The organism is Fertoeibacter niger (assembly GCF_009380135.2).
Classification (GTDB): Bacteria; Pseudomonadota; Alphaproteobacteria; order Rhodobacterales; family Rhodobacteraceae; genus Fertoeibacter; species Fertoeibacter niger.
In genome coordinates, this window is sequence record NZ_WHUT02000005.1 from 165,177 (window position 1) to 176,980 (window position 11,804).

An 11,804-nucleotide genomic window follows, 5' to 3' on the forward strand; every position below is an offset into this window, starting at 1 on the left:
CGTCCACAGCGCGGGTAACTTTTCAAAGCGCCGCGAGTCGGGGCGTTTGTAACGAATTTGTGCACTCTTTCCGTGCAGTCTGTCAACAAAATCAGGTCACGAGACGGCAATCATTTCGGCTTGCCGCACGATCACCTCGGCCTGCTTGATGCTGGCGATGTCCACCAGGCGGCCCTTGAACACCGTGGCCCCCTCGCCCCGCGCCGATGCCGCTTCCATGGCGGCCAGAATTTCCCGCGCCTCGGCCACCGTCGCCTCCGAAGGGGTAAACACCTCATTCGCCAGCGCCACCTGTTTCGGGTGGATCGCCCATTTCCCCACCATCCCCAGCGTGGCTGACCGCCGCGCCTGCGCGCGATAGCCCTCGTCATCGGAAAAATCACCAAACGGCCCGTCCACCGGCAAGATGCCATGCGTGCGGCAGGCCGCCACGATGGCCGCCTGCGCCCAGTGCCAGGGGTCGGGCCAGTGCCGCACACCCTCACGCAGCATGTAGTAGTTTTCCTGCGTGCCGCCGATGCCGGTGGTCTGCATGCCCATGCTGGCGGCAAAATCCGCCGCCCCCAGGCTCATCGCCTGCAAACGGGGGCTGGCCGCCGCAATTTCCTCGACATGCGAGATGCCTGCCGCCGATTCGATGATCACCTCGAACGCCACCGGCCGCGCCCGGCCCATCGCACGCTCCACCGCCGTTACGAGTGCATCCACCGCATAGACATCGGCGGCGCAGCCCACCTTGGGGATCATCAGCATGTCCAGCCGGTCGCCCGCCTGTTCCAGCAGGTCCACCACATCGCGATACCAGAACGGCGTGTCCAGCCCGTTGATCCGCACGCTCAGCGTCTTGGTGCCCCAGTCCACCGCGCCGATGGCCGCAATGATATTGGCCCGTGCGGCGGGTTTGTCGGCGGGGGCGACCGAATCCTCCAGATCAAGGTTGATCACATCTGCCGCCGAACCCGCCATTTTCGGAAACAGCGCGGGGCGTGACCCGGGGCCGAACAACTGGCAACGATTCGGGCGGGCGGGCGGCGCAGGCTGGATGCGGAAGCTCATGGCGGGGCCTTCAAGCAAGTATGTTTCGATTGGACACAATCTTTCGATATATAATTGCGCAGCCAAGCGCAACCCCGTTTTGCAGCCGCAGCATCCTGCTGCGCCGCCGCAGGCGCCAGCACCAGGGGCCCGCGCTTGACGCTCCACCACCTGCCGCCTATGCCGGTTTGCACTGGCGTGGCCCGCGTCGGCTCCGCCCCCCTGACAGAGCAGCGCATGATCACCGCCACCCCCGACACGTTCCGCCTTGCCGAGGTTTTCACCATCGCACGCGGCAGCCGCACCGAGGCACGGGTGCTGACCATCCGCATCACCCGGGGCGGGGTGACAGGCTGGGGCGAATGCGTGCCCTATGCCCGCTACGGCGAAACGCTGGAGTCGGTAGCGGCGCAGATCGCGGGCCTTGATCCCGGCATCACGCGCGCCGCCCTGCAACAGGCCCTGCCGCCCGGGGCCGCGCGCAACGCGGTGGATTGTGCGCTGTGGGACGTGCAGGCGAAACAGGCGGGCCGCCGCGTCTGGCAACTGGCGGGCCTGCCCGCGCCCCGCCCGCAGATCACCGCCTATACCCTGTCGCTGGACACGCCCGAAAACATGCGCGCTGCGGCGGCAAAACACGCGCATCGCCCGATCCTGAAGATCAAGCTGGGCACGCCCGACGACATGCTGCGGCTGGAGGCGGTGCGCGCGGGTGCCCCCGCTGCCCGCATCATCGTGGATGCCAACGAAGGCTGGACACCGGCGATATATACAGAACTCGCCCAGCATCTGCTGCGCCTTGGCGTGGCGCTGGTGGAACAGCCTCTGCCCGCCGGGGCCGATGGCATGCTGGCCGAAATAGCCCGCCCGCTGCCGGTCTGCGCTGACGAATCCTGCCACGATACCGCCTCGCTGGCCGATCTGGCGGGCAAATACGACATGGTGAACCTGAAGCTGGACAAGACCGGCGGTTTGACCGAGGCCCTGGCGCTGAAATCCGCTGCCCGCGCCGCCGGCTATGGCCTGATGGTCGGCTGCATGGTCGGATCGTCGCTGGCCATGGCCCCTGCCACGCTGCTGGCACAGGGCGCAGACTATACCGACCTTGACGGCCCGCTGCTTCTGGCCGAAGACCGCGACAACCCGTTGGCCTATGATGAGGCCGGCGTTCACCCGCCAACAGCGCAACTCTGGGGATAAACATGACCCGCATCGTCTATGTCAACGGCCACTACCTGCCCGAAGCCGAAGCCACCGTTTCGGTGTTTGACCGTGGCTTTCTGATGGCCGACGGGGTGTATGAAGTCACCTCGGTGCTGGATGGCAAGCTGTTGGATTTCCCGGGCCATGCGCTGCGGCTGGAACGCAGCCTTGCGGAACTGGATATGGCCAGCCCGGTGACGCCCGACGAATTGCTGGCGATCTTCCGCGAACTGGTGGCGCAGAACGGCGTGACCGACGGCATGATTTATCTGCAAATCACCCGGGGCAACCCCGGCGACCGTGACTTTGCCTTTCCCGACCCCGCCAGCACACCGTCAACCATCGTGGCCTTCACCCAGTCGAAACCGGGTCTGGCCGACAGCCCGGTGGCGAAATCCGGCATCAAGGTGATTTCCATCGACGATATCCGCTGGGGGCGGCGCGATATCAAGACAGTGCAGCTTCTGTATCCGTCCATGGGCAAGATGATGGCGAAAAAGGCCGGGGCCGATGATGCCTGGATGGTGCAGGACGGGTTCGTGACCGAAGGCACCTCGAACAACGCCTATATCGTGAAGGGTGGCCGCATCATTACCCGTCATCTGGGGCATGAGATTCTGCACGGCATCACCCGCGCCGCCGTGCTGCGTTTCGCCGCCGAGGCGCAGATGGTGGTCGAGGAGCGCGCCTTCACGCTGGCAGAGGCGTCGCAGGCGGATGAGGCTTTCATCACCTCCGCCTCGGCGTTTGTCATGCCGGTGGTGGCCATTGACGGCGCGACAGTGGGCAGCGGCACCCCCGGCCCCGTCGCCACCCGCCTGCGCGAAATCTATCTGGAGGAAAGCCGCAAGACGGCGCTGTAAGCCAAGCCGGGCGCGGGCCGCACCGGCCCCGCCCCCCGCATCAGGCGATGCGCACCTCGCCCACCGGATTGGTCAGGCTGCCCTCCAGCACAAAGTCAGCAAGATCCAGGTCGGCCACGCGCAACCCTTCCAGCAACAACACTTCCCCGGCGTCGGTGGTCGCAACATCGGCCGACAGCGTGCCCAGCACGCCTTCAGGCGTGTCGGACAGCGTCAGCACATAGCGCCCGCCCTCGGTCGTGTTCATCGGCATCAGCCGGATGGTTTCCTGCCCCGGCACGAAATCGGTGATCCGCACCAGCGATGCGCCGCCTGCTGCATCATCTTCGCCGCTGAGATAGGCAAAGAATGCGTCATCCCCGCTGCCGCCGCTCACCGTGTCCTGCGGACCGGCCCACAGCGCGTCCCGGCCCGCGCCGCCATCCACCAGATCGGCCCCGCCGAACTGGGTCTGGATGTCATCCCGCCCGGCACCGCCATAGGCCATGATGTCGCCGCCGGGTTCTGCCAGATCGCCACGGGCAATGGCATCGTTGCCGCCGCCGCCGAACACAGTGTCATTGCCGCCGCCTGTCGCTAGATGGTCGTCGCCGTTGCCGCCATAATGCAGATCAGCCCCCGCGCCACCAAAAGACCAGTCACCACCAAAACCGCCATTCAGCGTATCGGCACCGGCCCCGCCCAGCATCGAGTCAGAGCCCAGACCACCGAACAGCGCATCGGCATCAGCAAGCCCAGCCAAAGTATCATCCCCCGCGCCACCGGCCAGCGTATCGGCCTCGGCAAACCCGGTCAGCGCATCTTCGCCCGCGCCACCTGCCTGCACCGGCACCACAGCGCGCCCGCCATTGACCGCGATCAGCGCCGGGTCCATTGCCGTGGCATCAACCCCGGCCAGCACAGCCATCACCTGACCCTGCACCAACACCTGCGTGTCTTCCCCCACCAGCACCAGCTCGGCAGGCAGGTTGAAGGCATCATCCGCCAGCGTAATCTCCAGCCGGTCGGCAGCCATGTCGAAATCGGTGATTACCGGGGCCAGGAACGCCGGGTTGTCCACAGGCGGCGCAGCGACGATCGCGAACAGGTCATTGCCTTCGCCGCCCGTCACCACATCGCGGGAATCGGAATAGATCGTGTCATTGCCCGCGCCGCCATAAATCTGGTCAGACTGTCCGGGGCCCTGCGAGCGGCTTTCCTGAAACAGCCGTTCGATCAGGTCGGGGTTCACCGCGCCGAAACGTTCCGCGACAAGGGTTTCGATCGACGTCCCCAGCAGGATTTGGGCATCGCTGCCGTCATCCTGGCCATAGATGATGTCATCACCGTCACCGCCTACCAGAGTGTCATACCCTGCCCCGCCGATCAGCTGGTCATCGCCCGCATTTCCAGCCAGCAGGTCATGCCCGTCGCCACCCAGCACTATGTCGTCGCCCGCGCCGCCGCCGATCTCGTCCCGCGCGGCCCCGCCGAACAACAGGTCATCGCCCCGGTTGCCCGCCAGTGTGTCAAATCCCCTGCCGCCGGCCACCACATCATCGCCGCCACCCATGGCAAGATCATCGGGGCCACGGTTGCCAAAGATCAGATCCGCATTGTCGCCGCCTGTCAGAGTGTCACCCGCGCGGGTGCCCTCGACAATCTGGCCTTCGGTTTCGTCGTCGGGCTCGTCATCCGCCCCGGCCGAGTCGATCACCAGACCGGCCAGCAGACCGAAAGACAGCAGACCAATCAGCGCCAGCATGAAACCTGCACCCCCAAGCCAACCACGTGATCCATTATGACAGCCGGTTCACCGATACACGACTCAAGTCCACATCCGCCGCATTGACGCCCTGCAACACCACCACAGGCACACCGCCCATGGTGATGGCGGTGTCGGCCCCGTCCTCGCTGGCCTCGGCTGCCAGAGGCCCGCTGGAAATGCCCTGATCCAGCACGATCTCGATCAGCTCTGACCCGGCGTCGAAATCGGCGATCATCGCAGGTGCCGTGGACACGCCCTCATACACCACGTTGAAATTGTCGGGAAAGGCGGTGTCGGCCTGCAACTCGCCCTCAAGCGTCGCCATGGCTTCGGCGTCAACCAGATCTGCATCGTGGGGTTCTGGCGGAAAGGCGGCCGCAAACCCGTCTTCCAGAGCCAAATCGTCGCCCTGCTGATCCCAGCTTGCGTCATCCCAGGCCGCATCCGTGTCAATATCGGTGGATTGTGCATGCGACAGGACCGATGGCATCACGCCCTGGCCGCCGCCGCCATCGGCCGTGTCCTCGCCGCCATCATCGTCAAAGTCGTCCTCGGCGGCCATGCCGCCACCGGTGAACAGACCCAGAAGAAGAAGGCCGGGCAACAGGGCCAGCAGAAATGTCATACCCACGAGACACGCCTTACACGAATGTGCCCCCACATTCCTGCGCAAATCATGCGGTCAATTCCCGCACCGAGTCAACCGCTTGCGCCCTGGCCGCACGGATTGTCGGCAAAGGCGGGCCAATCGCCTGCAAACACCTGACACTGTGTCGCAACCCGCCCTTGTGACGCTGCCCGGGCCGCCCGCCCCCCGACTCGGTGTCAGGCCGCCTGAGTGACGGGCGTGTAGCTGGTGGTATTGGCCAGCACCGCCACCAACTGCCCTTCCAGCAGCAGGCGCACCTCATTCGCATCGGTGTCGATTTCGGCAAAAAGGTTGAACGCCGGAACCTCCACCTCGTCGAGATAGACGATCAGCGTATCGCGCGACTCGTCATAGTCGGTGATCACGACCGGCGCATTTTCCTCGTTGTCATCGGCGATGGTGTAGATGCCGAACACATCGGCGCCCGCCCCCCCGGTCATCGTGCTGCCATAGCCCGCTTCCAGCGTGTCGCTGCCGATCCCGCCGAACAGCTCATCGGCACCCGCCACGCCTTCGGACCTCGCCACCAGCAGGTCATTGCCGGCGTTGCCATAAAGCGTGTCGCTGCCCAGACTGTCGCGGATGATATCATTCCCGCCACCGCCAAGGATCACGTCATTGCCGGCATCCAGCGCCGCCACATCGGCAATCTCTGGCGACGACAGGTCATCCCCCTCGCCCAGATAGACCGTGTCATCGCCCGTGCCACCCAGCAGCGAATCTTCCCCCGCGCCGCCGTAAAGCGTGTCGCTGCCTGCGCCACCGCTGCCCAGGTCATTGCCTGCGCCAAAGGTGATCAGATCGTCGCCGCCAAAGCCGTTCACGAAATCATCGCCCGCCAACGCATCAATCCGGTCAGGCTCGTCGCTGCCGTAAAGTTCGTCATCGCCGTTGGTGGCCTCATTCACGGGCACCGCGACATCATCGTCGTCATCCGAACCGGCAAAGGCACCGAACAGAACCAGCGGAAACAACGCAAACAGCAGCAGAGCACCCATGAAATCCTCCATGACCGGGTTTGATCCGCCCGAGATTGCGCGCCAGATCGCCCAAGTCAAATGCTGCAAGCAAATCCCGCCACATTGTCGCCGCAATCGCGCCAATCACTGACCCGATGCAGGATTGCAGCAACAAGTGCCGCACGACCAATGGCTTACCCCTCATGCGCCTTGATGGCCTGTGCGAATCCCTCGGCCTGCGCGGGCGTCGCTTCGATCTGGTGCAGGGCTTTCCACTGGTCATAGGGCATGCCGTAGAACAGCGTGCGCGCCTCTTCCTTGCCCAGCGGCACTCCGCGCTCTTGGGCCGCCTCGAAATACCAGCGGCCCAGACAGTTGCGGCAGAACCCGGCCAGGTTCATCATGTCGATGTTCTGCACATCGGTCCGGGTCATCAGATGATCGCGCAACCGCCGGAACGCGGCGGCTTCAAGCTCGATCCGGGTCTGGTCGTCCATCAGGCCTCCTTTGCGGGCAGCGCCGCCAGCACTTCGGTCAGGATCGGGGCCAGCCGGTCGGCCCAGGCGGCCTGCGCCGCCGCATCCGCGATCAGGTCATTGCGCAGCTCGATCAGCGTGTTGTGCCGCCCGGGCTGCAAGGCATGCCGGTCAATGGCATCACCCGGAAGATGCCCGCTATAGGGCTCGTTGTCACCGATGCACAGGTCGGGCTCGGCCATCAGCCGCGCAATCAGCGGCAGGCTGAACCGCCCGTCCAGGTGCGAGTGCAGCACACCCACATGCCAGGGCCGGGGCGGGCGGCCCATCAGGCTGGGGGTAAAGGAATGGATCGCCACGATCACCGTATCATCGCGCCGCGCCGCCAGCCGCGCCAGGGCCGCGTGATAGGGCCGGTGCAAGGCGTTCAGCCGCCGCTCCACCTCGGCCGCATCCACATGCCGGTTGGCGGGGATGATCGTGCCGTCATAAAGCCTCATCAACAGCGTCGGGTCCTCCTCGCCCCGGTTGGGATCGATCACCAGACGGCTGAAATCCGACAGTATCGCCGTCGCCCCCAGCCGGTCAGCCAAGGCACGGGTCAGCCCCGCCGCGCCCACGTCATAGGCGATGTGCCGGGCCATGTCGGCCGCCCCGATGCCCAGATCACCGCCACCCACATCGGCAGGCACGCGGTTCGTCGCATGGTCGCAGGTGATCAGCCAGCGCGATGCCCGTTCCTCACCGATGATATGATAGGCAGTCACCCAAGGCCCCCTGTCGCCTGATTGTGTCATTCCCGGTTTATGCCGCAGCGCAGGAAAGCGCCAGTTGCCCCGCAGGGGGAATTGGGCCATAAAACGCACGGCCCACCACACGATAACCGAAGCACAAGGAACGAGGCAGCATGAGACGCCTTCGCAACGTAAAGATCGTGGCCACACTGGGCCCGGCCTCCAGCGACTACAAGATGATCCGCGCCTTGTTCGAGGCAGGGGCCGACGTGTTCCGCCTGAACATGAGCCATGGCACCCATGACGACATCCGCGCGCGCCATGTCATCATCCGCCAGATCGAGGCTGACACAGGCCGCCCGATCTGCATCCTGGCTGACCTTCAGGGGCCGAAACTGCGCGTGGGCACATTCGCCAGCCCCACCGGCGAGGAACTGGTCGAAGGCGCCGCCTTCCGCATGGATCTGGATGCCACCCCGGGCACGATCGACCGCGTGAACCTGCCCCACCCCGAGATTTTCGCCGCACTGGAACCCGGTGCGTCCCTGCTGGTGAACGACGGCAAAATCCGCCTGTCCGTCAATGAATGCGGCCCTGATTTCGCCAATTGCACCGTGATGGTCGGCGGCACGATTTCCAACCGCAAGGGCGTGAACGTGCCCGATGTGGTGCTGCCCGTCGCCGCCCTGTCGGCCAAAGACCGGGTGGATCTGGAATTTGCCTGCGAACTGGGGGTCGATTGGCTGGCCCTGTCCTTCGTGCAGCGCCCCGAAGACGTGCTGGAGGCCCGCGAACTGGCCCGCGACCGCGCCGCTATCCTGTCAAAGATCGAGAAACCGGCAGCGGTCAAGGCCTATGACGCCATTCTGGCCGTGTCTGACGGCATCATGGTGGCGCGCGGCGACCTGGGCGTGGAACTGCCCGTCCATGCCGTGCCGCCGATCCAGAAACGTCTGGTGCGCGGTGCCCGTGCTGCCGCCAAGCCGGTGATCGTGGCCACGCAAATGCTGGAATCGATGATCGAATCGCCGGTGCCCACCCGCGCCGAAGTGTCCGACGTGGCGACCGCCATCTATGAGGGCGCCGATGCCGTCATGCTGTCGGCGGAATCGGCGGCAGGCCAATACCCGATCGAGGCCGTCACCACGATGAACAACGTGGCGATCTCGGTCGAAAGCGACCCGGTCTACCGCGACATCATCGAGGCGTCGCGCAGCGCGAAACGTGAAACCGTGGCCGATGCCATCGTGTCGGCAGCGCGTGAGATTGCCGAGACGACCGACATCAAGGCGATCTGCTGCTTCAGCCAGACCGGCACCACTGTCAGCCTTGTGGCGCGCGAACGGCCGCGCGTGCCGATCTTGGCGCTGACCCCGCTGATCGGCACCGCGCGGCGCATGGCGCTGACCTGGGGCACGCATTGCTCGATCACCGAACCGCAGGACCGGTTCAAGGGTGCGGTGATCGTGGCCATCCGCGCCGCGCTGAAATACGGCTTTGCCCAGCCTGCCGAACAGGTGGTCGTGACCGCCGGTGTGCCCTTCAACGTGACGGGCACCACCAACATCCTGCGTGTGGCCCCCTGCGACGAGCGGGCCATCCACAGGAACGACCCGGAATAACCGCATCCGGGCCGCGCCCGGCGAAAGGCACCGATGGACACTGATCTTGCGCTTGTCATCGGTCTTTTGCTGGGCGCGCTTGCCATCCCCTCGATTCTCGCGGCGCTGTCGGATGGCCGTGCGCCGCGCCTTGGGGCCGCGTTCATCGCCATTTCTGCCGGCATGATCGGCTATGCGCTGTTGCGCAGGCCCGGCGGTTACGCCCCCGGTGACGTGCCAATGGCGTTTTTCAACGTGCTGGGCCGCCTGCTGAACTGATTTTCGCGGCTTTTCGCGGGATTTTCCCTTGCAGCCCATCCCGCCCCCGCCTATACGGCGCGCTTCTGACCCCGCAGGACCGGCCGACGTGGCATGCCGAGTTCTGCGCATAACCACTCGCAAGAGGAGATGGAAATGCCCAAGATGAAGACCAAATCGGCGGCCAAGAAGCGTTTCAGCTTCACCGCCACCGGCCGCGTCAAGGCCGGCCCTGCCGGCAAACGGCATGGCATGATCAAACGCTCGACGAAATTCATCCGCGACGTGACAGGCTCGATGATCCTGAGCCCGTCCGATGCGAAGATCGTCAAGAAATACATGCCCTACGACCGGTAAGGAGAGCACCAGATGTCCCGCGTCAAATCCGGTGTGGTCACACACGCCCGTCACCGCAAGGTGATCAAGGCTGCCAAAGGCTATTACGCCGCGCGCAGCACCAACTTCCGCACCGCTACCCAGGCCGTCGACAAGGCCAACCAGTATGCGACACGCGACCGCAAGAGCCGCAAGCGCAACTTCCGCGCGCTGTGGATTCAGCGGATCAACGCCGCCGTCCGTCTGTTCGATGCCGAATTCACCTATTCGCGCTTCATCAACGGCCTGCTGAAAGCCGGGATCGAGGTGGACCGCAAGGTTCTGGCCGATCTTGCCGTGCATGAGCCCGAAGCGTTCAACGCCATCGCCGCGCAGGCCAAAGCCGCCTTCGACGCCGAGCCGGTTGCAGCCTGATTTCAGGCCACCCGATCGAAAACCCCGTCTGCGGCAGCGCAGGCGGGGTTTTCCGTTGCGCGTGAGGCAGCCGTGAAGGCCCTGTTCATCTGCGGCAAAGCCCGGATACGCAGCCCCGCCGCCGCAGAGATCGCCACCCGGTTGGGTGCCAAGGCGGATTTCGCGGGCCTTAGCAAAGATGCGGACGAGCGGCTGTCGGCCGAACAGCTTGAATGGGCTGACGTGATCTGCGTGATGGAGGCGCGGCAGGCGCAACGCCTGAAAACTCTGTTCGGCCCGCATCTGCGCGGCAAAAGGGTGGTCGTGCTGAACATCCCAGACCGCTACACCTGTATGCAGGACAGTCTCGTTGCCCTGCTCGAACCGAAGATCCGCAAGGCTTTGCAGGTCTAGGCTGCCTGCAACCCGCCGATCACCTGCCGCAGCGCCGCCCGCCATTCCCCCGCATCGCCCCCCAGCGAAATGCCCAGCGCAGCGCGGTCATAGGCGGCTGACAGCAGGTCGGCCATTACTCCCACCGGCAACGCCCGCATCTCGCCCGCAGCCACCGCCGCCGCCAGCCCTTCGCGCAGCGTTTGGCCGCCCTGCTCCGCGTCCATGGCTGCCAGTACCGCAGGCCCGAGCACCGCAGGCGCATCCACCAGCAACAGCGCCACCCGCCCCGGTTCGGCCATCGCCGCCAGATACGCCTCGCCCCCCGTCACCAGCGCCTCCAGCGCAGTGGCGCAACCCTCGGTCCCGGCCCTGATCACCGCCGCTACCGCCGCCATCTCGGCCCCCACTACGGCGGCAAACAGCGCCTCCTTGTCCGTGAAATGGTGATACAGCGCCCCGCGCGACACGCCCGCCGCCGCCACGATTTCGGGCGTGCCCACACCCGCGAAACCCCGCGCTGCAAACAACCCTCGCGCCGCCGCCACCAGCGCCGCGCGCGTGCCGTCTGATCTGTCCTTGTTGCTGCGCCGCGAATCGTCTTGCATACATACAGCCTGTTTGTTATTTACATACATACTGCATGTATCTTAGCAAGGGAGCGTTGCGTTGAAAAGCACCAGCTACTACCCCGTCATCCTGACCGATGACGTTGCAGGCACTGCCGCCTTCTACATCCGCCACTTCCGCTTTCAGCCACTGTTCACCGCCGACTGGTATGTGCATCTGCAATCGGCCGAAGACGCTTCGGTCAACCTTGCCATTCTGGATGGCCAGCATGAAACCATCCCCCCCGCAGGGCGCGGCAAGACCAGTGGCCTGATCCTGAATTTCGAGGTGGAAGATGTGGATGCCGAACACGCCCGTGCTGTCGATGCCGGTCTGCCGATCCTCCTCACTCTGCGGGACGAGGCCTTCGGCCAGCGCCATTTCATCACCGCCGACCCCAATGGCGTGCTGATCGACATCATCCGCCCGATACCGCCCTCGGCAGAGTTCGCAGCACAATTCGCGGCCGAGGCGCTGCCACGCTGATTGCCCACGCGAACATTTTCAGTCACTTGCGCTGCCCCGCCTGCAAGCCCCGCCCGCAAGAT

General features: G+C 65.1%; 15 protein-coding genes. 8 read left to right on the forward strand and 7 right to left on the reverse strand.

Features of this window, described 5'->3' with window-relative positions; all coding sequences use genetic code 11:
* Window positions 1–96: 96 nt before the first annotated feature.
* Window positions 97–1,056: an L-malyl-CoA/beta-methylmalyl-CoA lyase gene (locus tag GEU84_RS10325; protein WP_152826122.1), complete on the reverse strand. Its 960-nt coding sequence runs from the start codon at window positions 1,054–1,056 to the stop codon at window positions 97–99.
* Between the two features lie 216 nt (window positions 1,057–1,272).
* Here GEU84_RS10325 and dgcA point away from each other — a divergent pair, with 216 nt between their 5' ends.
* Both dgcA and GEU84_RS10335 read left to right on the forward strand, forming a co-directional pair.
* Window positions 1,273–2,235 (forward strand): N-acetyl-D-Glu racemase DgcA, encoded by a 963-nt coding sequence (dgcA, locus tag GEU84_RS10330; RefSeq protein WP_152826124.1) that lies wholly within the window; start codon window positions 1,273–1,275, stop codon window positions 2,233–2,235.
* Between the two features lie 2 nt (window positions 2,236–2,237).
* Entirely contained in the window at window positions 2,238–3,101 is an 864-nt protein-coding gene (locus tag GEU84_RS10335; RefSeq protein WP_152826126.1) for a D-amino-acid transaminase, read from the forward strand.
* A 40-nt stretch (window positions 3,102–3,141) separates the two neighbouring features.
* Here the strand turns inward: GEU84_RS10335 and GEU84_RS10340 are convergent, their stop codons facing one another.
* The 5 genes from GEU84_RS10340 to GEU84_RS10360 all read right to left on the reverse strand — a co-directional run bounded on the left by GEU84_RS10340 (window position 3,142) and on the right by GEU84_RS10360 (window position 7,699).
* Window positions 3,142–4,845: a calcium-binding protein gene (locus tag GEU84_RS10340; protein WP_152826128.1), complete on the reverse strand. Its 1,704-nt coding sequence runs from the start codon at window positions 4,843–4,845 to the stop codon at window positions 3,142–3,144.
* 34 nt (window positions 4,846–4,879) lie between these two features.
* Window positions 4,880–5,479 (reverse strand): hypothetical protein, encoded by a 600-nt coding sequence (locus tag GEU84_RS10345; RefSeq protein WP_152826131.1) that lies wholly within the window; start codon window positions 5,477–5,479, stop codon window positions 4,880–4,882.
* A 194-nt stretch (window positions 5,480–5,673) separates the two neighbouring features.
* Complete coding sequence (locus tag GEU84_RS10350; RefSeq protein ID WP_152826133.1) at window positions 5,674–6,564, reverse strand: calcium-binding protein; 891 nt, start codon at window positions 6,562–6,564, stop codon at window positions 5,674–5,676.
* Window positions 6,565–6,650: 86 nt separating this feature from the next.
* Complete coding sequence (locus tag GEU84_RS10355; protein WP_152826135.1) at window positions 6,651–6,953, reverse strand: DUF1244 domain-containing protein; 303 nt, start codon at window positions 6,951–6,953, stop codon at window positions 6,651–6,653.
* Complete coding sequence (locus GEU84_RS10360) at window positions 6,953–7,699, reverse strand: N-formylglutamate amidohydrolase (protein WP_174539760.1); 747 nt, start codon at window positions 7,697–7,699, stop codon at window positions 6,953–6,955. Before GEU84_RS10360 ends, GEU84_RS10355 begins: the two co-directional genes overlap by 1 nt.
* Before the next feature lie 140 nt (window positions 7,700–7,839).
* On the opposite strand from GEU84_RS10360, the gene pyk reads away from it, so the two are divergent.
* The 5 genes from pyk (at window position 7,840) to GEU84_RS10385 (ending at window position 10,668) form a co-directional block, all read left to right on the forward strand.
* Window positions 7,840–9,288: a pyruvate kinase gene (gene pyk, locus GEU84_RS10365; RefSeq protein ID WP_152826139.1), complete on the forward strand. Its 1,449-nt coding sequence runs from the start codon at window positions 7,840–7,842 to the stop codon at window positions 9,286–9,288.
* A gap of 33 nt (window positions 9,289–9,321) precedes the next feature.
* Complete coding sequence (locus GEU84_RS10370; protein ID WP_152826141.1) at window positions 9,322–9,546, forward strand: hypothetical protein; 225 nt, start codon at window positions 9,322–9,324, stop codon at window positions 9,544–9,546.
* A 135-nt stretch (window positions 9,547–9,681) separates the two neighbouring features.
* Window positions 9,682–9,882 (forward strand): 50S ribosomal protein L35, encoded by a 201-nt coding sequence (gene rpmI, locus GEU84_RS10375; protein WP_152826143.1) that lies wholly within the window; start codon window positions 9,682–9,684, stop codon window positions 9,880–9,882.
* 12 nt (window positions 9,883–9,894) lie between these two features.
* Complete coding sequence (gene rplT / locus GEU84_RS10380) at window positions 9,895–10,275, forward strand: 50S ribosomal protein L20 (protein ID WP_152826144.1); 381 nt, start codon at window positions 9,895–9,897, stop codon at window positions 10,273–10,275.
* Between the two features lie 72 nt (window positions 10,276–10,347).
* A complete protein-coding gene (locus GEU84_RS10385; protein WP_174539761.1) occupies window positions 10,348–10,668 on the forward strand; it encodes a phosphotyrosine protein phosphatase in 321 nt (106 codons plus the stop codon).
* On the opposite strand, the gene GEU84_RS10390 is transcribed toward GEU84_RS10385, so the two are convergent.
* Complete coding sequence (locus tag GEU84_RS10390) at window positions 10,665–11,255, reverse strand: TetR/AcrR family transcriptional regulator (protein ID WP_152826146.1); 591 nt, start codon at window positions 11,253–11,255, stop codon at window positions 10,665–10,667. The genes GEU84_RS10385 and GEU84_RS10390 overlap by 4 nt on opposite strands.
* A gap of 61 nt (window positions 11,256–11,316) precedes the next feature.
* On the opposite strand from GEU84_RS10390, the gene GEU84_RS10395 reads away from it, so the two are divergent.
* The gene (locus GEU84_RS10395; RefSeq protein ID WP_152826148.1) at window positions 11,317–11,742 is read left to right on the forward strand and encodes a VOC family protein; all 426 of its coding nucleotides are present in this window, start codon (window positions 11,317–11,319) and stop codon (window positions 11,740–11,742) included.
* The last annotated feature ends 62 nt before the right edge of the window (window positions 11,743–11,804 follow it).

What these genes read in the sequence shown, in the direction of transcription:
- GEU84_RS10325 (WP_152826122.1), bottom strand. Translation starts at nt 1,056, where the DNA reads ATGAGCTTCCGCATCCAGCCTGCGCCGCCCGCCCGCCCGAATCGTTGC.
- dgcA (WP_152826124.1), top strand. Translation starts at nt 1,273, where the DNA reads ATGATCACCGCCACCCCCGACACGTTCCGCCTTGCCGAGGTTTTCACC.
- GEU84_RS10335 (WP_152826126.1), top strand. Translation starts at nt 2,238, where the DNA reads ATGACCCGCATCGTCTATGTCAACGGCCACTACCTGCCCGAAGCCGAA.
- GEU84_RS10340 (WP_152826128.1), bottom strand. Translation starts at nt 4,845, where the DNA reads ATGCTGGCGCTGATTGGTCTGCTGTCTTTCGGTCTGCTGGCCGGTCTG.
- GEU84_RS10355 (WP_152826135.1), bottom strand. Translation starts at nt 6,953, where the DNA reads ATGGACGACCAGACCCGGATCGAGCTTGAAGCCGCCGCGTTCCGGCGG.
- pyk (WP_152826139.1), top strand. Translation starts at nt 7,840, where the DNA reads ATGAGACGCCTTCGCAACGTAAAGATCGTGGCCACACTGGGCCCGGCC.
- GEU84_RS10370 (WP_152826141.1), top strand. Translation starts at nt 9,322, where the DNA reads ATGGACACTGATCTTGCGCTTGTCATCGGTCTTTTGCTGGGCGCGCTT.
- rpmI (WP_152826143.1), top strand. Translation starts at nt 9,682, where the DNA reads ATGCCCAAGATGAAGACCAAATCGGCGGCCAAGAAGCGTTTCAGCTTC.
- rplT (WP_152826144.1), top strand. Translation starts at nt 9,895, where the DNA reads ATGTCCCGCGTCAAATCCGGTGTGGTCACACACGCCCGTCACCGCAAG.
- GEU84_RS10390 (WP_152826146.1), bottom strand. Translation starts at nt 11,255, where the DNA reads ATGCAAGACGATTCGCGGCGCAGCAACAAGGACAGATCAGACGGCACG.